We start from the raw sequence: 26,354 nt of genomic DNA on the forward strand, positions 1-26,354 counted from the left end.
CATAAAGCGGGTTCCCACATTCAGTGTGGTGAGACCGCTTTACTTGGGATAACCGGCCCGCTTCATTTCGCGTTCGGTGAAGGTCTGTGCATCCGCCAGGGCTTTTTCGGCAGTGGAGCCACCAGTCAGTGCGCTGGAGAAGAACTTGCCGACCTGGGTACCAATCGCCTGGAATTCAGGAATGGTCACCAGCTGGATGCCCACATACGGCACCGGCTTGGCCGACGGGTCTTTCGGGTCGGCGACTTTCAGCGATTCCAGCGTCACCTTGGCAAACGGCGCGGCCTTCATGTATTCGTCGCTGTAGGTCGATTTGCGGGTACCTGGCGGTACGTTGGCAATCCCGTCGGTCTTGGCGACCAACTGGCTGTATTCCTTGGAAGTGGCCCAGGTGGTGAACACCTTGGCAGCGTCCTTGGCTTTGGAACTGGTTGGAATCCCCAGGGACCAGGAGTACAGCCACGAAGTACCTTTGTCGGTCTTCTCGTGCGGGGCAAAGGTAAAGCCGACGTGGTCAGCCACCTTGCTTTGGGTCTTGTCGGTGACGAACGAGCCGGCGACGCTGGCGTCGACCCAGATCGCACACTTGCCGCTGTTGAACAGCGCCAGGTTTTCGTTGAAACCGTTGCTGGAAGCCCCCGGCGGGCCGGATTTCTTCATGTTGTCGACGTAGAAGTTCAGCGCGTCTTTCCACTCAGGCCCGTTGAATTCCGGCTGCCACTTCTCATCGAACCAGCGTGCACCGTAGCCGTTGGCCAGGGTGGTGATCAGCGCCATGTTCTCGCCCCAACCGGCTTTGCCGCGCAGGCACAGGCCGTACTGTTCCTTGTCCTTGTTGGTGAGTTTGGCGGCGAATTCGCCGATCTGGGTCCAGGTCGGATGCTCGGGCATGGTCAGCCCGGCGTCCTTGAACAGGTCGGTGCGATAGTAGGTGATGGAGCTTTCGGCGTAGAACGGCAGGGCATACAGCGAGCCCTTGACGGAAAGACCGTCACGCACGGACGGGAAAACGTCGTCCAGGTCGTAGGAAGCAGGCAGGTCCTTCATCGGTTCCAGCCAGCCTTTGGCGCCCCAGAGTGCAGCTTCGTACATGCCGATGGTCAACACGTCGAACTGTCCGCCCTGGGTGGCGATGTCGGTGGTGAGGCGTTGGCGCAGGACGTTTTCTTCGAGTACCACCCAGTTCAGCTTGATCTCCGGATGCTCGGTCTCGAAGGTTTTCGAGAGCTTTTGCATGCGGATCATGTCGCTGTTGTTGACGGTGGCAATGGTCAGGGTTTGCGCGCCAAGACTGACGGCGCTGAGGGTCATGCAGGTGCAGGCAAGCAGAGCTTTGGCTGTGAACTTCATCGCGCACTCCATTTCTGCGCCCAGGGGCTGCAGAAGGACAGTTATTGTTGTTGTGTCTTCCACGACAGCTGGAAGAGTGTGCGTTGATTACAGCCTTCAATTGACGTGCTGACAAATCCTTGGGAGCACTTTTACTGATACTTTTTTGCACTGAGGCGGAAAATTGCTGAAACGATTCGCTGGGAGCGATCGGCTTCCTGCGTGAGCGCGATGCAAATGTGGGAGCGGGCTTGCTCGCGAAGGCGGTGAATCAGCCGACATTTGCGCTGCCTGACACACTGCATTCGCGAGCAAGCCCGCTCCCACACAAGCGGGTTCCCACAGGAACGCGCGTTTTCAGGCGAGGTTCTGCTCGGTTAACCGCTGCACCGCCAGGCGCCGGTAGTGCGAGGGGGTCATGCCCTTGAGCTGCTGGAAGCGGCGGTTGAAATTGGAGATGTTGTTGAAGCCTGACTCGAAGCACACATCGGTCACGGCTTTGTCACCATCGGCCAGCAGCTCGCAGGACTTGCTGATACGCAGGCGGTTGACGAATTCGATGAAGGTGCGGCCGGTGGCTTGTTTGAACACGCGGGAGAAATAGGTGGGTTTCATGCCGAGGTATTCGGCCACCTCTTCCAGGGACAGCTCCCGCGCGTAGTGGGCAAAAATGTAGTCCACCGCGCGGTTGGTGCGGTCGATGCTGTGTTCGTCCGCCAATTGCGGCGTGGTCACGCCGGAGAGCAGTTGGTAGTCCTCGCAGGCACTCAGCACTTCCATCAGGATGAAGAAGTGGCCCAGGCGCGCCATGCCCTGGGCATCCTCGATGCGCTGCATCAGGGTCATGGCCTGGGCGATGGTTTTCTTGCAGCGAAATTCGATGCCGTATTGCGCCCGTTCCAGCAGTGGCGCCAGGGTCTTGAGCTCGGCAAAGACATGACTGCCGCCGTCGAACAGCTCGTCGGTGAAGTTCACCAGCATGTCGCGCTTGGGCACCACTTCGTCCTCAGCCACCTGGCTGATCCAGTTGTGGGGCAGGTTGGGGCCGGTGAGGAACAGGCTTTCCGGGTAGAAGTTGCCGATGTAGTCGCCGATAAACACCTTGCCGGAGCTGGCAACGATCAGGTGCAGCTCGTATTCCTTGTGGAAATGCCAGCGCACCAACGGGCACGGGAAGCCGTGTTGGCGATAGATGATGGACAGACCGTTGTGATCGTCCATCAGCTCGTAGGAAGGATCGGTGATTCTCGCTGCTCGGGTCATGCTGCAGTCGCTTTATTGTGGTTGCGAAAAGGATAATGCCCCCTTGCGCGCCACCTCGCCAGCGTCTGTGTCTACAGCGTACGGTTTTTCGCCTCGATCCACTGCGCCATGTACTGGGTACTTTTGTGCAGGTGGTGGCGCAGCATGCTGCCGGTGAAATTGTTCCGACGGTGCTCGGCCAACTGGCGGCGGCACTGCTCCAGGCGCTCCACCAGGGCCGGGCCGTGGAGGTCGTGGGCGTAACGGCGGGCCAGTAACTGCCGGCCATCTTCCTGGGCCTGGGTCCAGCGTGGCTGGTCTTGATACAACGCAACCGCCGCAGCAGCCAGTGCACTGGCGCTGTGTTCGACCACGCCGGGCCACGGTTCGCCCATGGCTTCGGCGCCAATCGGTGTGGTAACGCTGGGTGTGCCGCAGAGCATCGCGTCGGCCAGCTTGCCCTTGATCCCGGCACCAAAGCGCAGTGGCGCCAGGCAGATACGCGCAGCGCTCATGACCTGCAATGCATCCTCGGCCCAATTCATCACGTGGAAGCCCTGGGCCGGGTTGTGCAGCGCGGTGGCCTTGGGTGGCGTATAGGCGCCGTACACGTGGAGTTGAGCGCCGGGCAGTTGCTGGCGGATCAGGGGCCACACACTGTTCTTCATCCACAACACCGCATCCCAGTTCGGCGCATGGCGGAAATTGCCGATGCTCAGGAAGTGGGCACGGTCCTCAAAGGGGGCAAAGGCTTCGGTGGGCGGCGCCAGCATCAGCGGGCACCAGTGGAGCAGGGCAGCGGGCACCTTGAAGTGTTCGGTCAGCAACTGGATTTCCACGTCGGAGATCATCAGGCTGATGTCGCAGCGGTAGATCGCGGCGATCTCGCGCTTGGCCAGGTCGGTGTCGGCCATGTCATCGAATTCGGCGGCCAGGTCCCGGCTGAACAGCGCGTCGAAGTCATCAGCTTCGGGGTGCGCCTTCAGGAAATCCTTGAGGCGCTGGTGGCGGGCGTCCCGCAGGCTTTGCAGGTCGGATGCTTCCAGCACCCGAAGAGCATTCGGGCAGGATTTTTCCACGCGCCAGCCGAACTGTTCTTCCATCATGAAACGGTCGAACAGCACGATATCCGGAGCCAATTGCTGGATAAACGCGTCGAAACTGCTGTTATTCAACTCGATCGCGCATTCGCGAATGCCCAGGGCGGGCAGGTCGGCCTTGTGTTCGCCGGTGACCGCCGGGCTGCTGAAGGTGATGTCCCAGCCTTGGGCCAGGAAACTCTCCAGAATCTGCATCATGTGCCCGCTGGCCGCCGAGGAGCGAGGCTCTGGCCAGACGTAGCCAATGACCAGGACTTTGGTGGCGGGCTGATTCATCGACAACGGATTCCTTGAAGGGCTGGGCAAAGGCGCGCAATTAAACCACAGCCCTTCAAGTTCCGGCGCACTCAGCGGAAGATGTTGACCGGCGTCGGCAGCGTCACCAACCCTACATAACCGTCCCAGAACTGCTTCTGGTCCACCGCGAAGACCACCTTGGCCTTTTGCGTGCCGACCGGCGCGCCTTTCTTGTAGCCCAGTGCCCGGCCATAGTCGGCGCCGAAGGTGGCATCCACGTCCACCCACAGCTCGCGGGATTCGGTGACGATCCCGGGATTCACGAGAAACAGTGCCGGCAGGCTGTCCCAGGTGAAGCTGTGGTAAGCCGGGTCCTTGGCGAACAGTGGCCCGAACTCGTGCTTGTACAGGTCGGCAATCGGGCCTTTGTGTGCGATCACCCGCTCATACACCGACTTGTCGAAGGTGACTTTCTCACAGACATCGTTGGGAAAAATCACGTGTTCGATGGGCGAGCGCAACACGATCTTCGCCGCCTCCGGGTCGAACCACCAGTTGAACTCCGCCGCCGGCGTGGTGTTACCCGGAATCTCCAGCGCGCCGCCCATGTACACGATGCGCTTGATCAGCGGCACGATGTCCGGGGCCGAGCGAATCGCCAGGGCAATGTTGGTCAGCGGGCCGACCGCCAGGATCGTTACCTCGTGGGGGTTGGCCCGTACGCTGTCGACGATGAACTGGGCGGCGGTTTCCTTGCGCAGCCTGGTGTGGGTCGCCAGGCCGTCCGGTGGCGCGACCAGTTGTGAGGCACTGGTTGGCCGCGGGTTCTTGAACGCACCCGGCCAGCCGGAACCGAACAGGGCTTTTTCCGCCTCATAGGTGGCGTAGTCATGCAGCAGCGGGTAGGCGGCGCCGGAATACACGCCGACTTCCTTCTCCACACCCATGCGTTCCACCGCCTTGAGGGCGTCGACCTGTTCCTGGTCGACCCAGGCGTTGCCGCTGACCAGAGTCATGCCCAGCAGGTCGATGCGTTTTTGCCCGTGCAGCTGGGCGAGCATGATAAAGGCCTGGCCGTCATCGTTGAGCACGTTGAAGTCGGTGTCGAAGATGACCTTTTCTGCGGCCTGCGCCGTACCGGCACACAGGCCCACGGCGACAAGCAGGGCACAGCGCTTGATGAAACCTTGCATGGAGACTCACCCGAAAAATTGTTGTTGTTAGCGGTTTACCAGCTTCGCCGGCAAGGCGATCACCAGGAAGCTGCTGAGAATCAGGCAGCCGGCAAAAAACCACAAGGCCCCTGCGCTGCTGCCGGTGACGTCAATCGCCACGCCCATCAACGAGTTGCTCACCAGGCCTGCGATGTTCGCCAGCGAGCAGGCCAGGGCAAAGCCGGTGGCCGCTGCGGTGCCTTTCAGGAAGGTCGCCGGCAGGCTGAAAAACACCGGCACCGCACCGATGATCGCCGCCGAGGCAATCGCAAACAGCGCCACGGTGGCGACCACGTTATGGGTGAAGAACGTGCTGGTAGCCATCGCCGCCGCGCCGATGAAGAACGGCACGATGATGTGCCAGCGGCGTTCGCGGTGTTTGTCGGAGCTGGCGCCGATCAGCAGCATGCCCAAGAGGGCCGCCACGCTGGGCAGGGCCGTGAGGATGCCGATGTGGAAAGTGTCGGTAATCCCGGCGTTGCGGATGAATGTGGGCATCCAGAACCCCATGGCATAGGCACTGAGCAGGATCGAGAAGTCGATACCGCCGAGCATCCACACCTTGAGGTTGAAGAAGCCGTCGCGGAAGCTGTGTTTGCTGGCGGCACCGTCGGCGTCGTCCTTGCGCAGTTCGCTTTCCAGCAGGGTTTTTTCTTCCGGCGACAGCCACTTGGCTTGCTGATAGGTATTGGGCAGCGCCCAGAAGGTCCACACACCGAGCAGCACGCTGGGCACCGCTTCGATCAGGAACAGCCACTGCCAGCCGCGCAGGCCGGCCATGTTGTCGAAGTGGCCCATGATCCAGCCGGACAACGGGCCGCCGATCACGCTGGACAGCGGCAGGCCTATCATGAACAGGGCGATGATCCGCCCCCGGCGATGGGTGGGAAACCAGGTGGTCAGGTAATACAGCACGCCCGGCAGAAACCCGGCTTCGGCCGCACCCAGCAGGAACCGCAGGATGTAGAACTGGGTGGTGGAGGTGACCAGCATGGTGCAGGCCGAAAGCAGGCCCCAGGTGATCATGATGCGGGCGATCCAGATCTTCGCCCCGACCTTTTCCAGGATCAGGTTGCTGGGGACTTCGAAGATGATATAGCCGACAAAAAACAGCCCGGCACCGAGGCCGAACGCGGTTTCGCTGAAGTGCAGCTGGTCGAGCATCTGCAGTTTGGCGAAGCCGATATTGATGCGGTCCAGGTAGGCCGCGAGGTAGCAGAAACACAGGAACGGAATCAGCTTCCAGGTGATCTTGTGGTAGAGCGTGTGGACCGGATCGGCGACCGTAGTCGCGGGCGCTGCATTCGCAATGGGCATTGGGGTGTCTCCTGGCGGTGACTTATGGTTTTTATACGGCCGCTTTTTCAGCACTTCGGAGTGCTGTGAAAGCGACTTCCAAAGGCAGTGACAGAAGACTGAGGTGCCCTGTTGGAGGTGATCAAGTGTGGGAGCGGGCTTGCTCCCACATTCGACTGCATTCCAGCGTGGGCGCTCAGTTTTTTCCGGACCACGCTCTTTGTCGTGGTTCCTGTTGACGCGTTATTGCTCCTTGAACTTGCTCATCGCCTCCTGCTTGCTCACCACGTCGCCGTACTTGCTGTCGATATCAAACAAGTTGGCTTCATGGGGCGCCGGGTGGCGGTCGCCGACGCATTCGCGCACGACGATGGTACGAAACCCGTGTTGCACCGCATCCACTGCGGTGGCCCGGATGCAGCCGCTGGTGGAACAGCCGGCGAGCACCACGGTGTCGATGCCCTGGGCGTGCAGCATCGGGGCCAGGCTGCTGCCGAAAAACGCGCTGGCGTATTGTTTGGTGATGACTACTTCATTGGCCAGGGGCAGCACTTCGGTGCAGAAGGCGGCGAGGGGGTTGCCCTCGACCATGTCTTTCATCACCGGGGCCTTTTTTACCCAGATACCGCCGTCGGCGAAATGGCCCGGATGGTAGCGGATATTGGTGTGCACCACGCTGATTCCGTGACGCCTGGCGCAGGCCAGCAGCTCGACGCTTTCGGCCACGGCGATGCGCACTTCGGGGGCAAACAGTGGCGCGCCTTCGGTGGTATAGCCTTGCATGAAGTCGATCATCAGCAGGGCGGATTTTTTGCCGAAGCCGATTCGGTTACCCCAGACGCCCTGGTAGTTGGCGTCGGCGGATTGTTCGCTCATCTTTCAGTCCTCGGTAATGGACAGTGCACATAACCTTGTGGCGAGGGAGCTTGCTCCCGTTGGGCTGCGTAGCAGGCCTGTTTTTTTGGGGGCGCTTCGCACCCCAGCGGGAGCAAGCTCCCTCGCCACAAAAGCGTTTTTAGTAGGCTCCCGACAGGAGGGCGCCGGCGCCGGGGACGATGGGTTCCAGGTCCAGGGCCTTGAGCATGGCGTAGGTGGTGGCGATGGCGGCGGTGAGTACCGGCAGGCCGGTCTGGGCTTCGACCTTCGCGACCACGGGCAGGGACTGCATTTGTACGCAGGCCGACAGCACGATTACGTCGACACCTTCCAGGTTCATCCCGGCAACAATCGCCGGCAGGTTGGCCGGGTCGTGGCGGGCCACTGCAAGGTTGTCGGGGATTTCCAGGGCGCGCCAGTCCACCACTTCAAAGCCTTCTTCGCGGATGTAGTTCACCACCAGTTCGGTCAGCGGTTTCATGTACGGCGCAACAATGGCGATGCGTTTGGCGCCCATGACTTTCAAGCCTTCGATCAGGGCGCCGGCGCTGGTGATCACCGGGGCGTTGGCGTCGTTGTCGGCGGTGGCCTTGCGCAGGCGTTGCTCGGACTTGCGGTGGTAACCCAGCCCCATGGCCATGATCGCTACCAGGCAGGCGTAGCCCAGTACGTCGACCTTGGCATCGGACAGCTCGATGGCACAACGGTCGGACTCACCGTCCATGGCCGCCAGTTCTTCCTTGCGCACTTGCTTCATGCGCATGCGGCTGGAGTGAAAGGTGAAACGTTCCGGGCGGATCGCCTGGCGCGCGTTAAGCATCGCCGGGATCTCGGTTTCCATGGTGGTGTTGGAGCTCGGCACAATCTGGCCGATGCGATAAGGCTTGAGCATGATGGTCTCCGTTATGCAATCAGGGGCTGGCCGAGGAACTCGCCGAAGGCAGCGAAAAAGCCTTCAAGGTCGTCCCAGGGGATCATGTGTCCTGCATTTGGCACATGGGCGACCTGTAGGGTCGGCTGTAACTGTCGGACTTCCGCGACATCTTCGGCCTGAATTACACCGCCGCGTCCGGCAACAATCAGCAGGGCAGGAGCCTCCAGGTGGGGCAGGTCCTGATGAAAGTCGACGGTATGGAAGTCATTGAACGCACGCACGATCGCCGGCTCGTAGCAGGTGTGCAGCCATTCGGCGCGCAGTTGCAGTTGTTCCTCGGTCCAGGTGGCGCAGAAGGCGCGCATCGCCTCCGCATCCATGCCGACCTGGGATTGACGAATCGAATCGACGTACCACGGCAGTTTGCTTGGGTATTCGCGGCGACCCGGGCCGGACATCGGCGGGTCGATCAACACCACGCGGTTGACACCTTGTGGATGGCGCACCGCACTGCGTACGGCAAACCGCGCGCCCATGGAATGGCCGACCAGGTGATAGCTGTCGAGCTTCAGGGCGTCGGCAAGCGCGCCAATGTCATCGGCGCAGGTGTCGGCGCTGTAGTCCAGCTCCGGTCCGGTGGACGACAGGCCGCGACCGCGCACGTCCAGCACGTAGGTGTCGAAGTGCAAACCCAGGCGTTCGGCGACAAAACCCCAGGTAATCGCCGGGCTGGTGATACCGGGAATCAGGATCAGTGCCGGGCCCTTGCCGCCGTAACGCAGGTAATGCTGGCGGATACCATTGGCCTGGACGTTGCCGCCATAGAGAAAGCTGCTCACGCCGCCACCCCCGATTTCAGTTGCTGGGCGTAGAGGTCATAGCCGTAGACCCAGTCCGGATCTTCCTGGGTGCGCAGCCAGGTGTTGGCGTTGGACACGGCCTGCACCCGGGACGCGCGTTCCTTGCGGTTGGCTTCATACAGCTCGAACGCGGTGCGGTAGTCGCCGATCCCTGTTTCCTGCAGGCAGCGCGTCAGCATCGCGGCGTCTTCGATGGCCATGCCGGCGCCCTGAGCCATATGGGGTTTCATCGGGTGGCAGGCATCGCCCAGCAATACCAGGCGACCACGGCTCCACAACGGCAGCGGGTTGCGGTTGCGCAACGGCCATTTGGTCACGCTTTCGGTGGATTCGATCAGGGCCTGGACGGTCGGGTGGTAGCCCTTGAAGGCGTCGAACATCTCCTCCCGGCTGCTGTCGACGAAGGCGCCCTGGAAGTCCCATTCCGGGTGCGGCACGCCGGTGACGTAGTAGTACTCGTCGCGCTTGCCGGTGGTGTAGTAGACCATCATGTGCCGGTCCTCGGTCCACCACTTGATGCAGTCTTCGAACTTCAGGTCGTACTTGGCCAACTGGTCGCCACGGATCAGCGCACGGTGCGCGACCCAGCCGCTGTACAACGGTTTTTCGGCACCCAGCAGCTCTTCACGAATGCGCGAGTTGATGCCGTCGGCACCGATCACGATGTCGGCGTAGGTTACCTCGCCGTCGGCGAAAGTCAGGCGCACCTGGGTATCGGTTTCTTCAAGGGTTTCCAGGCGCTTGTTGAAGTGCAGGGTGCCGGGCTTGAGGGTGGACATCTGCAGCGCGTGCAGATCGCCGCGATGCACGGTGATGTAGGACGCGCCGTAGCCAGTCAGGGGAATGCGTGACAGGTAGTCGCCGGTTTCACCATCGCGGCTGAACCAGTGCTCGGGGTGCGACCCCATCAGGTCCAGCTGTTTTTCGATGCCCATGCGGCGGAAGATTTTCATGATGTTGGGGCCCATGTGGATCCCGGCACCCAGGCGGGAAAACTCCGGCGCCTGCTCGTAGATGTCCACGTCGAACCCTGCCTGTTGCAGCAGGGTGGCAGCGGCGGCACCGCCAAGGCCGGCGCCGACGATTGCGATTTTTTGTGTGCTTCCCATGGGGCGTGGTCCTCTTTTTCGAATAATGGCCGGCGGCGTCTGTCCGCAAGGTTTTTAAAGTGTATACGCTCATTTTTTCAAATGAAAAGCCCACGCCTGAAAAATTGTTTTTTTGGCCATATCGATCCCCTGTAACCGGTTATCTCCCTATATCACTGGGTTTGTGTGGATTCGTAACGTTTTGGCGTGGTGCTTGCAGTCCATGATGAAATCAGTTCTTATCGTGATTAATTGGTGTATACGCTATAAAAACGCACTAGAGTGAAGCGCCCTGCAAGATCTTGGTGCAGCAGCTGAGGAGACAGGAAATGCCGGTAAGTGATTGCGAACTGACCCAGATGTTTGAGCACGTGTTGAAGCTCTCGAAGGTCGACCCGACCCAGAGCGTCGCCGTGCTCAAGAGCCATTACTCCGACCCGCGCACCGTGCGCGCCGCGATGGACGCTGCGCAGCGCCTGGGGGCCAAGGTGTATGCGGTGGAGTTGCCGTCGTTCAACCATCCCCGGGCGATGGGCAATGACATGACCGCCTACTGTGGCGACACTGCCCTGACCGGCAATATCGCGGCGCAGCGGGCGCTGGAAGCGGCAGACCTGATCGTCGACACCATGATGCTGTTGCACTCGCCGGAGCAGGAACAGATCCTCAAGACCGGCACGCGCATCCTGCTGGCGGTTGAACCCCCGGAAGTGCTGGCGCGCATGCTGCCGACCGAAGAGGACAAAGTGCGCGTGCTGGCCGCTGAAGAACTGCTGAAAAAAGCCCGCTCGATCCACGTCAAATCCCGCGCCGGCAGTGATTTCCGGGCGGCGCTGGGGCAATACCCGTCCGTCACCGAATACGGCTTTGCCGACGAACCGGGACGCTGGGACCACTGGCCGAGCGGCTTCCTGTTCTCCTGGCCCAATGAGGAAACTGCAGAGGGCGTGCTGGTGCTGGATATCGGCGACATCCTGCTGCCGTTCAAGACCTACACCCGGGAGAAAATCACCCTGGAGATCGAGAAGGGCTTCATCACCAGAATCCACGGTGGTTTCGAGGCCGAATACCTGCGCGACTACATGAAATACTTCGACGACCCCGAGGTATATGGCATCTCCCACATCGGCTGGGGCCTGCAGCCACGGGCGCAATGGACGGCCATGGGCCTGCACGACAAGAACGACGGCATGTGCATGGACGCCCGCGCGTTCTACGGCAACTTCCTGTTCTCCACCGGCCCCAACACCGAAGTCGGCGGCACCCGCAAGACCCCGTGCCACATGGACATCCCGCTGCGCAATTGCGACGTCTACCTCGATGATGAGGCCGTAGTCATCGCCGGCGACGTTGTAGCCCCTCAAGCCTCCCTGGCCCACTAAAAATCCAATGTGGGAGCGGGCTTGCTCGCGAATGCGGTACGTCAGTCACACATGCGCCACCTGACACACCGCATTCGCGAGCAAGCCCGCTCCCACATTTCAACCGCGTTCCGGCAATGAGATCCTTGAGTCATTTCCACAACCCCGCCATCATGCCACCCCATCGACCACCGCCTTCCCGAGCCCGCCGTGCCTGATTCCTACGTTTTCTCCGAACAAGTCGGCCACCTGCTGCGCAAGGCCTACCAGCGACACCTGGCAATCTTCCAGCAGAACGTCGGCGACTCCCAGCTCACCGCCGTGCAGTTCGTCACTCTGTGCGCCCTGCGCGATCACGGTGCAAGTTCGCTCACCGAACTGGTCAAGGCCACCGCCGTCGACCAGGCGACCATCCGTGGCATCGTCGAACGCCTCAAGGCCCGCGAACTGATCACCCTCGAACCCGACCCGCAGGACAAACGCAAAGTCGTGGTCAACCTATCCGACTCCGGCGCCGCCCTGGTGCAGCAAACCGTGCCCTGCGCCGCCACCATCACCGAACTGACCCTGAGCAACCTCAACCCCGCCGAACGCGTCGCCGTACTCTTCCTGCTACGCAAAATGATCGAAGACCCCCAGGCCTGACCCCAATCCCCTGTGGTGAGGAAGCTTGCTCCCGCTGGACTGCGCAGCAGGCCCATCTTTTGAGGTCGCTTCGCAACCCAGCGGGAGCAAGCTCCCTCGCCACAGCTATTCATCCATCTTCTGGCACCGTTTTTGCTCTACGTTGATGTAGTAACCACTTCACCCGTCAAGTGTGTCGCGAGACCCCAGGTACGCGACGCTTTTTTTTGACTGTTTGATGTAGTGGACACTTCACCAAATCCAACGGGCGAAGCGAATGACCAGCCAGAACATCACGGTAACGCTTGAGGTCAACGGCCACACCAGCGAAGTCAGCGCAATGGCCGACACCCCGCTGTTGTTGATTCTGCGCAATGACCTGCAACTCAACGGCCCCAAATACGGCTGCGGCCTGGGGGAGTGCGGCGCCTGCACGGTGATCATCGACGGCGTGGCTGCACGCTCCTGCGTCTTCCCCCTGTCGGGTGCCGTGGGCCGCAACATCGTCACCCTCGAAGGCCTCGGCACCCGCCAGACCCCGCACCCGGTGCAGCAGGCCTTCATCGATGAACAGGCCGCCCAGTGCGGCTACTGCCTCAACGGCATGATCATGACCGCCAAGGCCTTGCTCGACCGCAATCCCAACCCCAGCGAAGCCGAGGTGCGCAGCGAACTGTCTGGCAACCTCTGCCGCTGTGGCACCCATATCGAAATCCTCCGCGCGGTGCTGCGTGCCGCCCGCCAAACGCCTTGAACGTGGATCGATGACCATGACTGACGCAATCCCTTCCCGCGACCAATGGCTGGCCAAGGCCGGCGTCCTGCTGATCGTCGACGATGTGCTGCCACCTTCGGGGCCGGTGGCCAAAGGCGGCACACCGACGGTCAAGCCCAAGGAACTGGGGCTGTTTATCGCAGTGAACGATGACGGGCTGGTGTACGCCTTCAACGGGCATGTGGACCTGGGCACCGGCATTCGCACCTCCCTGGCGCAGATCGTCGCTGAAGAACTGGACCTGACCATGGACCAGGTGCGCATGGTGCTGGGCGACACCGAGCGTGCGCCGAACCAGGGCGCGACCATTGCCAGCGCAACCTTGCAGATCTCCGCGATTCCGCTGCGCAATGCCGCCGCCGAAGCCCGGCGTTTCCTGCTGGCGCGGGCGGCGCAACGCTGGTCCGTAAATGCTCAAAGTCTCAAGGTCGACGCAGGCGTTATCCGCGGCGAAGACGGGCGCACCATCACTTATGGCGAACTGGTGACGGGCGAGCATGACCAACTGCGCATCAGCGGCGATGCACCGCTCAAGGCCACCGCTGATTACCGCCTGGTGGGCAAGGGCGCAGCCCGGGTGGATATCCCGGGCAAGGCCACCGGCGAACTGACGTACGTGCACGACATGCGCGTGCCGGACATGCTCCACGGTCGGGTGATCCGCCCACCGTATGCGGGCCTGGATTGCGGTGACTTTGTCGGCAACAGCCTGCTGAAGGTCGACGAGTCTTCCATCGCCCATATCCCGGGCATTGTTGCGGTGGTGGTGATCCGTGATTTTGTCGGCGTGGTGGCCTTGCGCGAAGAGCAGGCAATCAAGGCCGCCCAGGAACTGCAGGTGCACTGGAAACCCTGGAACCACCCACTGCCGGACATGAGCGATGTGGAGCAGGCAATCCGCGACAACCCGCGGGTACGCCGCACCGTGCTCGACCAGGGCAACGTCGACGCAGCCCTGGCCGCCGCCAGCCAGCGCATGCCGCGCACCTACCTGTGGCCATACCAGATGCACGGCTCCATCGGCCCGTCCTGTGGCGTGGCGGATTATCAGCCCGGTGGCAGCCGCATCTGGTCGGGCAGCCAGAACCCGCACCTGCTGCGGGCCGACCTGGCCTGGTTGCTGGAATGCCCGGAAGCGTCCATCGACGTGATTCGCATGGAGGCCGCCGGCTGCTACGGCCGCAACTGCGCCGATGATGTATGCGCCGACGCCTTGCTGCTGTCGCGTGCGGTGGGCAAGCCGGTGCGGGTGCAACTGACCCGCGAACAGGAGCACCTGTGGGAGCCCAAGGGCACCGCGCAATTGATGGATGTCGACGGCGGCCTGAACGCCGACGGCAGCATCGCCGCCTATGACTTTGAAACCAGCTACCCGTCCAACGGCGCGCCCACCCTGGCGCTGCTGTTGACCGGCCGGGTCGAGCCGGTGGCGGCGATGTTCGAGATGGGCGACCGCACCTCGATCCCGCCCTACGACATCGCGAACATGCGCGTCACCATCAACGACATGGCGCCGATCGTTCGCGCCTCGTGGATGCGCGGTGTGTCGGCGTTGCCCAACACCTTCGCCCATGAATCCTATATCGACGAACTGGCGTTTGCCGCCGGGGTCGACCCGGTGGAGTACCGCCTGCGTTACCTGAAGGACGAGCGCGCCATCGACCTGGTGAAATCCACCGCCGAACGCGCCAACTGGGCACCGCGTACCGCGCCGATGCAAACCGCGAATGAGGACCACCTGCTGCGTGGTCGGGGCTTTGCCTACGCGCGCTACATCCACAGCAAGTTTCCCGGCTTCGGCGCGGCGTGGGCGGCGTGGGTCGCGGACGTGGCCATCGACAAGCAGACCGGCGATGTCTCGGTGACGCGCGTGGTGATCGGGCATGACTCGGGGATGATGATCAACCCCGCAGGGGTGCAGCATCAGATCCACGGCAATGTGATCCAGTCCACCAGCCGTGTGCTCAAGGAACGCGTGACCTTTGAAGAGTCGACCGTGGCGAGCAAGGAGTGGGGCGGTTATCCGATCCTGACCTTCCCGGAAGTGCCGCAGATCGACGTACTGATGATGCCGCGCCAGGACCAGCCCCCGATGGGCGCCGGTGAGTCGGCCTCGGTGCCCAGCGCGGCGGCGATTGCCAACGCGATCTATGACGCCACCGGCATCCGTTTTCGCGAGCTGCCGATTACCCCCGAGCGGGTATTGGCGGCGCTGAATGCAGGCACCCTGGGCGAGCCGGCGAAGTCCCCGGAAAAGCGCCGCAAATGGTTGTTCGGCTCATTGTTCGCCGCCTTTGGCGCGGTGCTGGGCATGGCTGCTACCGCGTGGCCGTTTCACAGCGAAATTGCCCCGATTGCACCGCCCAGTGCAGGCACCTGGTCCAAGGCCACCCTGGAGCGCGGGCGCTTGCTGGCCGCCGTGGGGGATTGCGCGGTGTGCCACACGGCACCGGGCGGTGCCACCAATGCCGGCGGGCTGGCGATGCATACGCCGTTCGGCACCCTTTACAGCAGCAACATCACCCCGGATGAGAAAACCGGGATTGGCAACTGGTCCTACCCGGCGTTCGAGCGGGCGATGCGCGACGGCATTGGCCGCGACGGGCGCAACCTGTACCCGGCGTTTCCCTATACGGCGTTTCGCAATATCAACGATGCCGACATGCAGGCGCTGTATGCCTACCTGATGTCCCAGGCGCCGGTGAGCCAGGCACCGGTGCCGAATGCGATGAAGTTTCCGTTCAATATCCGGCCGTTGATGGCCGGCTGGAATGCGCTGTTCCTGCGCCGCGGAGAAATCAGCGTGCAGCCACAGCGCAGCGAGCAATGGAATCGTGGCGCTTACCTGGTCAACGGTTTGGGGCACTGCGCGGCGTGCCATTCGCCGCGCAACCTGATGGGGGCGGAGAAGGGCGGCAAGGCGTTCCTCGCGGGCGGCAGGGTGGACGGTTGGGAAGCGCCGGCCTTGAATGGCTTGTCCAAGGCGCCGACGCCGTGGACCGAAGACCAATTGTTCAGCTACCTGAGCACTGGTTATTCCGATGCCCATGGCGTGGCAACGGGGCCGATGGGACCGGTCGTGACTGAACTGGCGAAACTGCCCAAGACCGACATCCGCGCGATGGCGGTGTACCTGGCTTCGCTGAACGACAGCGGCGCCGCCGAAGCGCAGGTGGTGGCAGCTGCGACGGTGCCCAATGCCAATGGGCGACGGGTATTCGAAGGTTCATGCAAGGCCTGCCATGCCGACGGACAGGGCCCGAAGCTGTTCGGCGTCAGCCCATCACTGGCGACCAATACCAATGTGCACAGCGATCAACCGGACAACCTGATCAAGGTGATTTTGCAAGGGATCAGCACTCCGGCGACCAAGGATCTGGGTTACATGCCGGCGTTCAAGGACAGTTTGTCGAACACCCAAGTGGCGGAGTTGGCCGCCTACCTGCGCGGGCGCTTCGCACCCCATGCACCGCAGTGGGAAGGCCTGGAGCAAACCGTGGCACACCTGCGAGCCAATCCCGGTACCCATTGATTCACACGGTCAAAAAATGTGGGAGCGGGCTTGCTCGCGAAAGCGGTTCGTCAGTCGCCAAATATATTGACTGATACACCGCATTCGCGAGCAAGCCCGCTCCCACATTTAGATCCAGGTTCTACCGTTGGATGGGCGGTGTCACGCATACCCCGCGCAACACCAGATCACTGATAAACCCCAGCCAATCCCGCTGCTGGGTCTTATCCGCCAAATCCTCCCCCAAAAACGAACTCAGCGTGTGCTGGTTGGAGTTATAGAAGTAGCACAACGAAGCAATCATCAAGTACACATGCTTGATGTCCACATCTTCACGAAACAGCCCCTGGGCCTGGCCCGCCTCAATGATCGGCCGCAACACCCCAACCGCCTCCCCGGACAACCGCCGCAGTTCACCCGACTGCTTCGCATGCTTGCCCTGGTGCAGGTTCTCGATGCTCAGGATCGCCACAAACTCGGGATGCTTGACGTAGTAATTCCAGATAAACCCCACCAGCGCCTGCAACGCTTGCACCGGTGCAGTCAGGTCGAGCTTGAGCTTGCTTTCGGCCTTGTTGAACTGTTCATAGGTGTGCTCCAGCACACACACAAACAGGTGTTCCTTGCTGCCGAAGTAGTAATACAACATGCGGTCGTTGGAGTCGGCCTCGCGGGAAATGCTTTCCACACGCCCGCCGGAATAGCCGTCGCGGGTGAAGACCTTGACTGCCGCCTGGAGAATCCGCGCGCGGGTCTGGTCGGCTTGCTGGGCGCGGATACCGGTCTTCTTGATCACCATCGAAAAGCCTCTGCTGCGCGGCGTAAAGGCCCGGAATATAGCATGGGCATTATTCCGTTACCGACAGGCTCTGTCACAAACGCGGCATAACGCTGGGGCTTGGATCGGAAAAGTATTACTTTCGAGTTCTTCTAATAAACAGAGTAGCCAGGGATGAAATACCAACCGTTTACCCGAACTTTGATTGCCACCGCGCTGGTGCTGACTGTCAGCGGCGTGCAGGCGGCCTCCCAGGCCCCGGTGGCTGGCGAAAATGGCATGGTGGTCACCGCCCAGCATCTGGCGACCCATGTGGGCGTGGATGTGCTCAAGGCCGGCGGCAATGCGGTGGATGCGGCGGTGGCGGTGGGCTACGCCCTGGCCGTGGTGTACCCGGCAGCCGGCAACCTCGGCGGCGGTGGGTTCATGACCGTGCAACTGGCCGACGGCCGCAAGACCTTCCTCGATTTCCGCGAAAAAGCTCCGCTGGCCGCGACTGCCGACATGTACCTGGACAAGGACGGCAACGTGGTCCCGGACCTCAGCTCCAAGGGCCACCTGGCGGTCGGCGTTCCCGGCACTGTGTCGGGCATGGAACTGGCGCTGAGCAAATACGGCACCCTCAAGCGCGCCCAGGTCATCGCCCCGGCGATCAAGCTGGCCGAAGACGGTTTTGCCCTGGAGCAGGGCGATATTGACCTGCTGCACACCGCCACCGACGAATTCAAGAAAGACAAAGACCTGCGCGGCATCTTCCTGCACGGTGGCGAGCCGATGCTGGTGGGCCAGAAGCTGGTGCAGAAAGACCTGGCGAAAACCCTGCGGGAAATCTCCGCCAAGGGCACCGATGGCTTCTACAAAGGCTGGGTAGCCAAGGCGATTGTGGATTCCAGCCAATCGGGCAAAGGCATCATCACCCAAGCCGACCTGGACAAATACAAGACCCGCGAACTGGCGCCCATCGAGTGTGACTACCGTGGCTACCACGTGGTGTCCGCGCCACCACCGAGCTCGGGCGGGGTGGTCATCTGCGAAATCATGAACATCCTCGAAGGCTACCCGATGGCCGACCTCGGCTATCACTCGGCCCAGGGCCTGCACTACCAGATCGAAGCGATGCGCCACGCGTACGTCGACCGCAACAGCTACCTCGGCGACCCGGACTTCGTGCAGAACCCGGTCGAGCACCTGCTGGACAAGGATTACGCCGCCAAACTGCGCGCTGCCATCGACCCGCAGAAAGCCGGGATCTCCCAGGACATCAAGCCGGGCGTTTCGCCCCACGAAGGCAATAACACCACCCACTACTCCATCGTCGACAAGTGGGGCAACGCGGTCTCGGTGACCTACACCCTCAACGACTGGTTCGGCGCGGGCGTGATGGCGAGCAAGACCGGGGTGATCCTCAACGACGAAATGGACGACTTCACCTCCAAGATCGGCGTGCCGAACATGTACGGCCTGGTGCAGGGCGAAGCCAACGCCATTGCTCCGGGCAAGACGCCGCTGTCGTCCATGAGCCCGACCATCGTCACCAAGGATGGCAAGGCGGTGATGGTGGTGGGTACGCCGGGTGGCAGCCGTATCATCACGGCCACGTTGCTGACCATCCTCAATGTGATCGACTACAAGATGAACATCCAGGAAGCCGTGGACGCCCCGCGTTTCCACCAGCAATGGCTGCCTGAGGCGACCAATATCGAACGCTTTGCCCTGAGCCCCGACACCCAGAAAATCCTCGAAGGCTGGGGCCACAAGTTTGCCGGCCCGCAGGACGCCAACCACCTGGCGGCGATCCTGGTAGGCGCGCCGTCCCTGGACGGCAAGCCGGTCGGCAATAACCGTTTCTATGGGGCCAACGACCCTCGGCGCAATACCGGGTTGTCCCTGGGCTACTAAAGCCCGCGGATCAGCTCCAGCACCTCGGCCTTCTTCAGCGGGTGCTTCAGGCGTTGCGAGAGCAGCGCCATGGCCCGCTGATGTTCACAGGCAACTACCGCTTCCACTTCGTCGCCCTGGCAGAGCAGGGCGATGAAGTCGTGGCGCTGCAGGTCGCCTTCCACGTGGAGCTGATTCCAGTGGCGGGGGTGGCCCAGCAGTTCAAAGGTCTTGCCGAAGTGATACGTCCAGAAGAACGGCACATCGGCAAACACCTGTTGTGCGCCCAGCATATTGCGCGCCGCCAGCACCCCGAGTTGCTGCGCCACACGCCAGTGTTCGATGCGCACGGGTTGGCCGTTCCATGGAAAGGTCACCATATCGCCCGCCGCCCATAGTCCGGGCGCGAGGGACAAACCGGCATCGGCTTTCAGCGACTGGTCCTCGGCTTTTTCCAGCCCCTCGACAAACCCCGTGGCAGGCGTGACGCCGACGCCTATCAGTACCAGGTCTGCGGCCAATCTGTGGCCGTTTTTCAGCACCACCGTCGTCACGTCCATGTGGCCTTCCAGGCGTGCAGGCTCGCTGGCGGTGTGGAATATCACGCCGTTGGCTTCATGCAATTGGCGCAGTGAGGCACCGATGCGCTTGCCCAGTTGGGCCGCCAGCGGAATCTCGTGACGGCCCACCACCTGCACCGTCAACCCGCGCTTGCGTAAGGCGGACGCGGCTTCCAGGCCGATAAAACTGTCGCCGATGATCACTGCACATGTGCCCGGTTGAGCCGCCTTGACGATACGCGCCGCATCGTCCCGGGAGCGCAACACGAACACGTTGTTGAGTACGGTGCCTGGAACATCCAGCGGCCTGGCTTCGCCGCCGGTGGCCAGCAGTGCGGCGTCGTAGTCGAAGTGGCGACCGTCCGCAAGCTCGAGGCGCTTGGCTTGAGGGTCGAGGTGGCGCACTTCGCCGTGGATCCGCGACGCGTGGCAGGTGGCCTCGTCCAGCAAGGGCGGTGTTTCCTGCGGCGGCATCTCGCCGCAGATGACGAATTTGCTCAGGGCGGTGCGGTCGTAGGCGGGGTCCTGTTCCTGGTCGATCCACAACAACCGGCCGCTGAAACCCTTGCGGCGCAGCGTGGCCACGGCCGCCGAACCGGCTGCACCGGCGCCAATCACGATAAAGCAGCGCGAATCGTTGGTGTGCGGGGCAACGGGCGAGGGCAGTGCCTCGTCGCCCACACTGACCACGCCGTCGTGAATCTCCACCGGGTACTGCTTGAGCTGCACCAGCGCGGGCGGCTCGCAGACCTGGCCGTCATCCACCCGGAAGGCCGCCTTGTGCCACGGGCAAATGATCCTCCCGTCACAGACCACGCCTTGCTCCAGGGGCGCCCCGGCGTGGGGGCAATCCGCCTGATAGGCACGAACCTCGCTACCCGAACGCACCAGCAGGATGTGATGGGCGGCGGTTTCAACACGAACGCCACGGTCTTCGGGCAAGTTGATCAAGCGGGCAACGATGCGCATGTTCATAGGCCAATCTCCTTTTAAGGATTGACCGGTGCCCCGGGTAGAGGACTGCGTTGACCCGATAACCGGTCTTCAGCCCTGCGCGCCAGAGCGTTGAAAGTGGGCCATGCGTAACGAGCGGTGCATGAAAACCGTCCCCGCCGGTCAATCCAGCAGTTGTTCCACAGCTGAAAAGGCCTGGTCCTGGCGTGCTTGCCAATCCCCACGGATGACCCGTAGCGGTAGATGATGTTGCTCCAGCCAGTCACGACTGGCCTGGAAAAACGCCAGGCGATCGGCAAACTCCGGCTGGCAGCGCTGGCCATCGGCGGTCCACTCCACGTCTTTCGGCGACAGCAGCAGGTGCAGGTCGTAGTGGCGGGCGAGCAGTTCGCTGTCGAGCCACGCCGGGTAGTCGCCAAACAGGGTCTGGCTCCACAGCTTGTTGGTCAGCAGGTTGGTGTCGAGGATCAGCAATGCCGGCTGCGCGGCGCGGGCGGCATCTTCCCAGGCCAACTGGCCCCGGGCGATCTCCGGGATATCCGCCAGGGTGGTATCGCGCTGGTGGTGGTCGATGAAATCGCGCACGTATTCGCCCACCATCACCCCGCCAAAATGTGCCTGCAACTGGGCGGCCAGCCAGCTTTTACCGCTGGATTCCGGGCCGGCCAGTACCACCACCTTCATGCGTGCAGCGCCGGGTCGGCGCGCCATTCACGCCAGCCCTGCACGGCGATCACGGTGAACAAGGCGTAGAGCGCGGCGGTGAGGTACAGGCCTTTGTAGAGGAACAGCCCGACGAAGATCACATCCACTGTGATCCACAACGGCCAGCACTGCACGCGTTTTTGCGCCATCCACATCTGCGCCACCAGGCTGAAGCCGGTCAGGGCCGCGTCCAGCCAGGGTTGGGCGGCGTCGGTCCAGTGGGCCATGGCTGCGCCCAGCAACAGGCTGCCCAGGGCACCCAAGGCCAGGCCTTGCAGGATCGGTTGCAGGCCCAGGCTGGTGACTTGCCGGCCCTGCTTGACCTCACCGGCGCGGGTCCACTGCCACCAGCCGTAGAGTTGCAGGGCGGCGTAGATCACTTGCAGGAGCATGTCGGAGTAGAGCTTCACATCGAAGAAGATCCAGGTGTACAGCAGCACCATCACCAGGCCGATGGGCCAGCACCACGGGTTCTGTTTAACCGTCAACCAGACAGCGATCACCCCCAGGGCGGCGGCAAACAGTTCAAGCCCGGACATGGCGGTTCCTTGGGGGAGTCGAAGAGGGCGCTGATTGTAACCAATGTGGGAGCGGCGGTGCGACGATAGATCGTTCCCACGCTCTGCGTGGGAATGCAGTTCCGGACGCTCCGCGTCCCGGCTCTGCGCAACGGTGACGCAGAGCGTCACAGAATGCGTTCCCACGCAGAGCGTGGGAACGATCATCGGCGTCAGACCTTGAATTGGCGCAGAAGGCTGTCGAGTTGTTCGCTCAGGCCTTTCAAGTGCGCACTCGCGACGCTGGACTGCTGCGCCGCCAGCGCGGTGCTGTGGGACAAGCCGGCTGCCTGGGTGACATTCTGGTTGATGTCTTCCACCACATGCGCCTGCTGCAACGTGGCACTGGCAATCGAGGCGTTCAGCCCGTTGAGATTACGCAGCGCCTGGCCGATGGCAGTCAGGCTCGCGCCCGCCTGGCCTGCTTGTTCGATGGTCAGTTGCGAGGCCTGGTGGCTGTCACTGATGACCTTGACCGCTGCCTCCGAATGGCCTTGCAGGCGCTCGATCATCGCCTGGATCTCTGCCGTGGATTTTTGCGTGCGCTGGGCCAGCAGCCGTACTTCGTCGGCCACCACCGCAAAACCACGGCCTTGCTCCCCGGCGCGGGCCGCTTCGATGGCGGCGTTGAGGGCCAGCAAGTTGGTCTGGTCGGCAATCGAGCGGATCACTTCCAGCACGCCGCCAATCTGCGTGCTTTCAGTCGACAGCGTCCGGATCACCTCCACGGCCTGGCTGATGGTGCCGGAGAGCTGGTCGATCCGTTGCAGGCTGCCATCGATATTGAGCTGGCCCTGTTCGGCCTGCACCTGGGCATCGCGCATTTCGCTGGCGGCATGCTCGGCATTTTTGGCCACGTCCTGTACGCCATAGGTGACTTCATTGATCGCCGTCGCCACCAGTTCCATCTGCTGCGATTGCTGCTGGCTGCGGTCATGGGCATCGCTGGCGTTGCTGCCCAGCTCGGTGGACGACTGGCCCAAGGCGTTGGCGCAGGTCTGCAACTGGCCCACCACCTGCCGCAGCTTGGCGGTAAAGCTGTTGAAGTGCCGCGACAATTGAGTGACTTCATCCTGGCCATGGGTGTCGAGGGTGCGGGTCAGGTCGCTTTCGCCACTGGCGATATTGGCCATCGCATTCACTGCCTGCTGCAACGGGCGCACGATGCTGCGGGCGATCAGCACCACCAGCAGGCCCATGATCAGCGCGATCACCAGGCCAACCACCGAGGCTTTCCACACCTGGCCGCGGAACTCGCCTTGCACGTCATCGACATACACGCCGGAACCGATGATCCAGCCCCAGGGTTCAAACAGCTGTATATAGGAGGTCTTGGCCACCGGCGCATCGGCGCCGGGCTTGGGCCAGCGGTAATTCACCATCCCCGCGCCCTTGGCCTTGGCCAGGATCACGAACTCGTTGAACACCGCAAAGCCGTCCGGATCACGGATGGCCGACAGGTTCTGGCCGTCGAGCTTGGGGTTGGCCGCGTGCATGATCATCACGGGGGTGAGGTCGTTGATCCAGAAGTAGTCGTCCTTTCCGTAACGCAGGCCACGTACCGCGCTCAAGGCTTGCTTCTGCGCCGCTTCACGGCTCAGGACGCCGCTGGTTTCGAGGCTGTGATAATAAGTCAGGATCCCGCTGGCGGTTTGCACCACGCGCTGGGTCTGCTCACTCTTGGCCTGGTACAGGTCGCCATGAATCTGCTTGAGCATAAGCAGGCCGAGGGTTAGCAGCATCAGCACGGCGACGATCAGGATCAGCCAGAGGCGCCGGCTGATAGACATATTGCGCAAACTGTTCATGGTCCTGTCACTCCGTGTTCTTATAATTTTGGGTGCTGCATCGACATTTCCGGCTTGTCTGATAGGCTTTCGGCCCAGAATCAAAAAACCTGAGTCCTGCCTGATTTTTCACGGAATTTTCGCAGTTCGGCCTTGATTATTTGCGCTGTGCTTGCAGCGCACTCTTCGTTAGTGAACGTCTAAAAAATATCAACGAGGCATGCCGTGGGCATGACCTTTGGGGGAATCGATGGATCTTTGGACCGCCGTACAGGCACTGATACTCGGCGTTGTAGAGGGGCTGACGGAGTTTTTGCCGATCTCCAGTACCGGGCACCAGATTATCGTGGCCGACTTGATCAACTTCGGTGGCGAACGCTTTGAAGCGTTCAATATCATCATCCAGCTGGGCGCGATCCTGGCGGTGGTGTGGGAGTTTCGACGCAAGATCCTCGACGTGGTCATTGGCTTGCCGACCCAGCGCAATGCCCAGCGTTTCACCGTCAACCTGATCATTGCCGTATTGCCGGCGGTGGTGCTGGGGGTGATTTTCGCCGACCTGATCAAACACTACCTGTTCAACCCGATCACCGTTGCGGCGGCGTTGGTGGTGGGCGGCGTCATCATGTTGTGGGCCGAGCGCCGCCAGCATGAAGTGCACGCCGAAACCGTCGACGACATCACCTGGAAGGACGCGATCAAAGTCGGCTTTGCCCAGTGCCTGGCGATGATCCCGGGCACCTCGCGCTCGGGCGCTACCATCATTGGCGGCCTGTTGTTCGGCCTGTCACGCAAGACCGCCACCGAGTTTTCGTTCTTCCTGGCGATGCCGACCATGGTCGGCGCAGCGGTGTATTCGGGCTACAAGTACCGTCACCTGTTCCAGCCGGATGACCTGCCGGTGTTTGCCATCGGCTTTGTCACCTCGTTCATCTTCGCGATGATCGCGGTCAAGGCGCTGCTCAAGTTCATCGCCAGCCACAGCTACGCGGCGTTCGCCTGGTACCGGATCGCCTTCGGCCTGGTGATCCTGGCCACCTGGCAGTTCGGCTGGATCGACTGGTCGGCCGTCAAGCCATGATCATCCAGCATCCACGCTTCAAGGCGTTGGTGTTTGCACTGTTGTGCGCCGCGCCGCTGTTTGGTGCGGCGCTGCTGGGGTACCGCGGGGTTTCGCTGATCCCGCTGGTGGCCTATGGCGTGGTCAGCGTGGTGGCGTTCCTGCTGTACTGGAGCGACAAGCGCAAGGCTCGCGAAGACAGCTGGCGCACCCCGGAAAACGTCCTGCACGCGGTGGAGCTGGCAGGCGGTTGGCCGGGGGCGTTGATTGCCCAGCAGGTGTTCCGCCACAAGACGCGCAAGGTGTCTTATCAGGTGGTGTTCTGGCTGATCGTGTTGCTGCACCAGGTGTTCTGGATTGATCAGCTGTTCCTGGGTGGCACGCTACTCTCGATCTTCTAGCAACAAGCCGACCTGCGTGCGCTTGGGCAGCTTGCTCACCACCAACTGGTGGGAACGCTGCAACAGGCCACGCAGTTCCTCGGCGCCCAGCGGGTAGGGCGTTTCCATGATGATCCACTGCGCCCGCGCCAGGTACGGCGCCGGGTGGAGGCCGGGGCGATCCACATGGCCCAGGAACAGCTCCTTGTCGACCTTGAACGCCAGCGAGTCGCCCCGCAGGTTCTGCAAGGCAAACATCTTGTTGCCGGCAATCGAAAACACCCGCACGCCGCCCCATTTGTAATCTTCCCGCGCGCCGGGCAAGCCCAGGCAAAACGTGGCGACTTGTTCTTCGGTCATTCTCATAGCAAACGGTCTCCGCAACCTTTGAAGGCGTTATCCAGGTGGTCGATCCAGGCCCGCACGGCCGGCAACACGCCGCGCCGATGTGGGTACACCGCCTGCAACCAGCCGCCCGGCAATGACCATTGCGGCAAGAGCTGCACCAACTGGCCGTTGGCCAATTCCTCCTCGCAATACATCATCGGCAGCACGGTAAACCCCAGGCCGGCGAGGGCGCACGCCTTGCGTACCAGGAAATCATCGATCCCCAGCCGCGCTTCCATCACCAGGTCGTGGCTGCTGCCCTCCGGGCTGAGCATGCGGAAGTGCACCATGCGGTCTGCTTCCAGGGCGCCCAGCACCGGCAGTTGCTTGAGGTCTTCCAGGGTGTCGATCTGCCGCTCATGCACAAAGTCGGGGCTGGCGACAATCGCGGTCTGGGCCTGGCGCAGGCGCTTGGTCACCAGCAGCGGGTCTTCATCCCCAAGCTCGCGCACGCGCAAGGCCACATCAATGCCTTCGGCCACCAGGTCGACGCGGCGGTTGACCAGGTTCATCTCCAACTGCACCAGCGGGTTGGCGGTGAGAAACTCCGCCACCACGGTCTGCAGGAATTGGTGAGCCAGGCCCACGGGGCTGCTGACCCGCAGCCGACCGCGGGGTTCGCTGGACATGCTGGCCACTGCCTCATCGGCCATTTCCGCCTCCAGCAGCATTGCCTGGCAGTGGCGCAGGTAGCGTTCACCCACGGCAGTGAGGGTCAGTTGGCGGGTGGTACGTTGCAGCAAGCGGGCGCCGAGGCGTTCTTCCAGCTCGGCAATGCGCCGCGACAGCCGCGACTTGGGAATCCCCAGCAGCCGCCCGGCAGCGGCGAAACCGCCGGCTTCCACCACCTTGGCGAAGTAGTAGAGGTCATTCAGATCTTGCATGGTGGGCCTATTGTCCTGTCAGTGGGACGAATAATCG

At 62.2% G+C, this 26,354-nt stretch carries 23 protein-coding genes; 7 read left to right on the forward strand and 16 right to left on the reverse strand.

Annotated features, from left to right (window positions below; all coding sequences use genetic code 11):
- Positions 1 to 39: 39 nt before the first annotated feature.
- The 9 genes from AC3WKX_RS03695 to AC3WKX_RS03735 all read right to left on the reverse strand — a co-directional run bounded on the left by AC3WKX_RS03695 (position 40) and on the right by AC3WKX_RS03735 (position 10,137).
- Entirely contained in the window at positions 40 to 1,350 is a 1,311-nt protein-coding gene (locus AC3WKX_RS03695) for an ABC transporter substrate-binding protein (protein ID WP_003215317.1), read from the reverse strand.
- Positions 1,351 to 1,686: 336 nt separating this feature from the next.
- On the reverse strand, positions 1,687 to 2,592 hold the full coding sequence (locus tag AC3WKX_RS03700; protein WP_003215319.1) for an AraC family transcriptional regulator: 906 nt from the start codon (positions 2,590 to 2,592) through the stop codon (positions 1,687 to 1,689).
- Positions 2,593 to 2,663: 71 nt separating this feature from the next.
- Positions 2,664 to 3,947, reverse strand: a complete 1,284-nt coding sequence (locus AC3WKX_RS03705) for a glycosyltransferase (protein ID WP_102606105.1) — start codon at positions 3,945 to 3,947, stop codon at positions 2,664 to 2,666.
- A 71-nt stretch (positions 3,948 to 4,018) separates the two neighbouring features.
- Complete coding sequence (locus AC3WKX_RS03710) at positions 4,019 to 5,101, reverse strand: nucleoside hydrolase (RefSeq protein WP_008436139.1); 1,083 nt, start codon at positions 5,099 to 5,101, stop codon at positions 4,019 to 4,021.
- A 27-nt stretch (positions 5,102 to 5,128) separates the two neighbouring features.
- The gene (locus AC3WKX_RS03715; RefSeq protein WP_102606104.1) at positions 5,129 to 6,439 is read right to left on the reverse strand and encodes an MFS transporter; all 1,311 of its coding nucleotides are present in this window, start codon (positions 6,437 to 6,439) and stop codon (positions 5,129 to 5,131) included.
- Between the two features lie 222 nt (positions 6,440 to 6,661).
- The gene (locus tag AC3WKX_RS03720; RefSeq protein WP_003215327.1) at positions 6,662 to 7,294 is read right to left on the reverse strand and encodes an N-carbamoylsarcosine amidohydrolase; all 633 of its coding nucleotides are present in this window, start codon (positions 7,292 to 7,294) and stop codon (positions 6,662 to 6,664) included.
- Positions 7,295 to 7,433: 139 nt separating this feature from the next.
- Entirely contained in the window at positions 7,434 to 8,186 is a 753-nt protein-coding gene (locus AC3WKX_RS03725; RefSeq protein ID WP_102606103.1) for a maleate cis-trans isomerase family protein, read from the reverse strand.
- A gap of 11 nt (positions 8,187 to 8,197) precedes the next feature.
- Complete coding sequence (locus AC3WKX_RS03730) at positions 8,198 to 9,007, reverse strand: alpha/beta fold hydrolase (RefSeq protein WP_102606102.1); 810 nt, start codon at positions 9,005 to 9,007, stop codon at positions 8,198 to 8,200.
- Complete coding sequence (locus AC3WKX_RS03735) at positions 9,004 to 10,137, reverse strand: FAD-dependent monooxygenase (protein ID WP_003215332.1); 1,134 nt, start codon at positions 10,135 to 10,137, stop codon at positions 9,004 to 9,006. Before AC3WKX_RS03735 ends, AC3WKX_RS03730 begins: the two co-directional genes overlap by 4 nt.
- 308 nt (positions 10,138 to 10,445) lie before the next feature.
- Between AC3WKX_RS03735 and AC3WKX_RS03740 the strand changes: the two genes are divergently transcribed.
- The 4 genes from AC3WKX_RS03740 to AC3WKX_RS03755 all read left to right on the forward strand — a co-directional run bounded on the left by AC3WKX_RS03740 (position 10,446) and on the right by AC3WKX_RS03755 (position 16,408).
- Entirely contained in the window at positions 10,446 to 11,498 is a 1,053-nt protein-coding gene (locus tag AC3WKX_RS03740) for a 2,5-dihydroxypyridine 5,6-dioxygenase (protein ID WP_102606101.1), read from the forward strand.
- A gap of 189 nt (positions 11,499 to 11,687) precedes the next feature.
- Entirely contained in the window at positions 11,688 to 12,122 is a 435-nt protein-coding gene (locus AC3WKX_RS03745) for a MarR family winged helix-turn-helix transcriptional regulator (RefSeq protein ID WP_102605005.1), read from the forward strand.
- Between the two features lie 256 nt (positions 12,123 to 12,378).
- A complete protein-coding gene (locus AC3WKX_RS03750) occupies positions 12,379 to 12,855 on the forward strand; it encodes a (2Fe-2S)-binding protein (RefSeq protein ID WP_008436149.1) in 477 nt (158 codons plus the stop codon).
- Positions 12,856 to 12,871: 16 nt separating this feature from the next.
- The gene (locus AC3WKX_RS03755) at positions 12,872 to 16,408 is read left to right on the forward strand and encodes a molybdopterin cofactor-binding domain-containing protein (RefSeq protein WP_173883031.1); all 3,537 of its coding nucleotides are present in this window, start codon (positions 12,872 to 12,874) and stop codon (positions 16,406 to 16,408) included.
- A gap of 121 nt (positions 16,409 to 16,529) precedes the next feature.
- On the opposite strand, the gene AC3WKX_RS03760 is transcribed toward AC3WKX_RS03755, so the two are convergent.
- Positions 16,530 to 17,186, reverse strand: coding sequence for a TetR/AcrR family transcriptional regulator (locus AC3WKX_RS03760; RefSeq protein WP_003215344.1), 657 nt, complete (start codon positions 17,184 to 17,186; stop codon positions 16,530 to 16,532).
- A gap of 153 nt (positions 17,187 to 17,339) precedes the next feature.
- On the opposite strand from AC3WKX_RS03760, the gene ggt reads away from it, so the two are divergent.
- Complete coding sequence (gene ggt / locus AC3WKX_RS03765) at positions 17,340 to 19,064, forward strand: gamma-glutamyltransferase (RefSeq protein ID WP_102605003.1); 1,725 nt, start codon at positions 17,340 to 17,342, stop codon at positions 19,062 to 19,064.
- Here the strand turns inward: ggt and AC3WKX_RS03770 are convergent.
- The 4 genes from AC3WKX_RS03770 to AC3WKX_RS03785 form a co-directional block, all read right to left on the reverse strand.
- Positions 19,061 to 20,578 (reverse strand): FAD-dependent oxidoreductase, encoded by a 1,518-nt coding sequence (locus AC3WKX_RS03770; RefSeq protein ID WP_102605002.1) that lies wholly within the window; start codon positions 20,576 to 20,578, stop codon positions 19,061 to 19,063. The genes ggt and AC3WKX_RS03770 overlap by 4 nt on opposite strands.
- A 141-nt stretch (positions 20,579 to 20,719) precedes the next feature.
- A complete protein-coding gene (locus tag AC3WKX_RS03775; RefSeq protein WP_102605001.1) occupies positions 20,720 to 21,241 on the reverse strand; it encodes an AAA family ATPase in 522 nt (173 codons plus the stop codon).
- On the reverse strand, positions 21,238 to 21,801 hold the full coding sequence (gene pnuC, locus AC3WKX_RS03780) for a nicotinamide riboside transporter PnuC (RefSeq protein WP_102605000.1): 564 nt from the start codon (positions 21,799 to 21,801) through the stop codon (positions 21,238 to 21,240). Before pnuC ends, AC3WKX_RS03775 begins: the two co-directional genes overlap by 4 nt.
- Positions 21,802 to 21,992: 191 nt before the next feature.
- The gene (locus tag AC3WKX_RS03785; protein ID WP_008436160.1) at positions 21,993 to 23,627 is read right to left on the reverse strand and encodes a methyl-accepting chemotaxis protein; all 1,635 of its coding nucleotides are present in this window, start codon (positions 23,625 to 23,627) and stop codon (positions 21,993 to 21,995) included.
- Between the two features lie 229 nt (positions 23,628 to 23,856).
- On the opposite strand from AC3WKX_RS03785, the gene AC3WKX_RS03790 reads away from it, so the two are divergent.
- Both AC3WKX_RS03790 and AC3WKX_RS03795 read left to right on the forward strand, forming a co-directional pair.
- On the forward strand, positions 23,857 to 24,687 hold the full coding sequence (locus tag AC3WKX_RS03790; protein WP_003215357.1) for an undecaprenyl-diphosphate phosphatase: 831 nt from the start codon (positions 23,857 to 23,859) through the stop codon (positions 24,685 to 24,687).
- Positions 24,684 to 25,067 (forward strand): DUF1294 domain-containing protein, encoded by a 384-nt coding sequence (locus tag AC3WKX_RS03795; protein ID WP_003215359.1) that lies wholly within the window; start codon positions 24,684 to 24,686, stop codon positions 25,065 to 25,067. The genes AC3WKX_RS03790 and AC3WKX_RS03795 overlap by 4 nt, the downstream gene beginning before the upstream one ends.
- Here the strand turns inward: AC3WKX_RS03795 and AC3WKX_RS03800 are convergent.
- Both AC3WKX_RS03800 and AC3WKX_RS03805 read right to left on the reverse strand, forming a co-directional pair.
- On the reverse strand, positions 25,050 to 25,412 hold the full coding sequence (locus AC3WKX_RS03800; RefSeq protein WP_102604999.1) for an MmcQ/YjbR family DNA-binding protein: 363 nt from the start codon (positions 25,410 to 25,412) through the stop codon (positions 25,050 to 25,052). The two genes, AC3WKX_RS03795 and AC3WKX_RS03800, sit on opposite strands and share 18 nt — an antisense overlap.
- Positions 25,409 to 26,317, reverse strand: coding sequence for a LysR substrate-binding domain-containing protein (locus AC3WKX_RS03805; RefSeq protein ID WP_102604998.1), 909 nt, complete (start codon positions 26,315 to 26,317; stop codon positions 25,409 to 25,411). The genes AC3WKX_RS03800 and AC3WKX_RS03805 overlap by 4 nt, the downstream gene beginning before the upstream one ends.
- Between the last annotated feature and the right edge of the window lie 37 nt (positions 26,318 to 26,354).

It is taken from the genome of Pseudomonas sp. GP01-A4 (assembly GCF_058780865.1).

What these genes read in the sequence shown, in the direction of transcription:
- AC3WKX_RS03760 (WP_003215344.1), bottom strand. Translation starts at nt 17,186, where the DNA reads ATGGTGATCAAGAAGACCGGTATCCGCGCCCAGCAAGCCGACCAGACC.
- AC3WKX_RS03720 (WP_003215327.1), bottom strand. Translation starts at nt 7,294, where the DNA reads ATGAGCGAACAATCCGCCGACGCCAACTACCAGGGCGTCTGGGGTAAC.
- AC3WKX_RS03705 (WP_102606105.1), bottom strand. Translation starts at nt 3,947, where the DNA reads ATGAATCAGCCCGCCACCAAAGTCCTGGTCATTGGCTACGTCTGGCCA.
- AC3WKX_RS03715 (WP_102606104.1), bottom strand. Translation starts at nt 6,439, where the DNA reads ATGCCCATTGCGAATGCAGCGCCCGCGACTACGGTCGCCGATCCGGTC.
- AC3WKX_RS03755 (WP_173883031.1), top strand. Translation starts at nt 12,872, where the DNA reads ATGACTGACGCAATCCCTTCCCGCGACCAATGGCTGGCCAAGGCCGGC.
- ggt (WP_102605003.1), top strand. Translation starts at nt 17,340, where the DNA reads ATGAAATACCAACCGTTTACCCGAACTTTGATTGCCACCGCGCTGGTG.
- AC3WKX_RS03785 (WP_008436160.1), bottom strand. Translation starts at nt 23,627, where the DNA reads ATGAACAGTTTGCGCAATATGTCTATCAGCCGGCGCCTCTGGCTGATC.
- AC3WKX_RS03710 (WP_008436139.1), bottom strand. Translation starts at nt 5,101, where the DNA reads ATGCAAGGTTTCATCAAGCGCTGTGCCCTGCTTGTCGCCGTGGGCCTG.
- pnuC (WP_102605000.1), bottom strand. Translation starts at nt 21,801, where the DNA reads ATGTCCGGGCTTGAACTGTTTGCCGCCGCCCTGGGGGTGATCGCTGTC.
- AC3WKX_RS03805 (WP_102604998.1), bottom strand. Translation starts at nt 26,317, where the DNA reads ATGCAAGATCTGAATGACCTCTACTACTTCGCCAAGGTGGTGGAAGCC.
- AC3WKX_RS03795 (WP_003215359.1), top strand. Translation starts at nt 24,684, where the DNA reads ATGATCATCCAGCATCCACGCTTCAAGGCGTTGGTGTTTGCACTGTTG.
- AC3WKX_RS03790 (WP_003215357.1), top strand. Translation starts at nt 23,857, where the DNA reads ATGGATCTTTGGACCGCCGTACAGGCACTGATACTCGGCGTTGTAGAG.
- AC3WKX_RS03725 (WP_102606103.1), bottom strand. Translation starts at nt 8,186, where the DNA reads ATGCTCAAGCCTTATCGCATCGGCCAGATTGTGCCGAGCTCCAACACC.
- AC3WKX_RS03740 (WP_102606101.1), top strand. Translation starts at nt 10,446, where the DNA reads ATGCCGGTAAGTGATTGCGAACTGACCCAGATGTTTGAGCACGTGTTG.
- AC3WKX_RS03695 (WP_003215317.1), bottom strand. Translation starts at nt 1,350, where the DNA reads ATGAAGTTCACAGCCAAAGCTCTGCTTGCCTGCACCTGCATGACCCTC.
- AC3WKX_RS03770 (WP_102605002.1), bottom strand. Translation starts at nt 20,578, where the DNA reads ATGAACATGCGCATCGTTGCCCGCTTGATCAACTTGCCCGAAGACCGT.
- AC3WKX_RS03750 (WP_008436149.1), top strand. Translation starts at nt 12,379, where the DNA reads ATGACCAGCCAGAACATCACGGTAACGCTTGAGGTCAACGGCCACACC.
- AC3WKX_RS03735 (WP_003215332.1), bottom strand. Translation starts at nt 10,137, where the DNA reads ATGGGAAGCACACAAAAAATCGCAATCGTCGGCGCCGGCCTTGGCGGT.
- AC3WKX_RS03800 (WP_102604999.1), bottom strand. Translation starts at nt 25,412, where the DNA reads ATGAGAATGACCGAAGAACAAGTCGCCACGTTTTGCCTGGGCTTGCCC.
- AC3WKX_RS03775 (WP_102605001.1), bottom strand. Translation starts at nt 21,241, where the DNA reads ATGAAGGTGGTGGTACTGGCCGGCCCGGAATCCAGCGGTAAAAGCTGG.
- AC3WKX_RS03700 (WP_003215319.1), bottom strand. Translation starts at nt 2,592, where the DNA reads ATGACCCGAGCAGCGAGAATCACCGATCCTTCCTACGAGCTGATGGAC.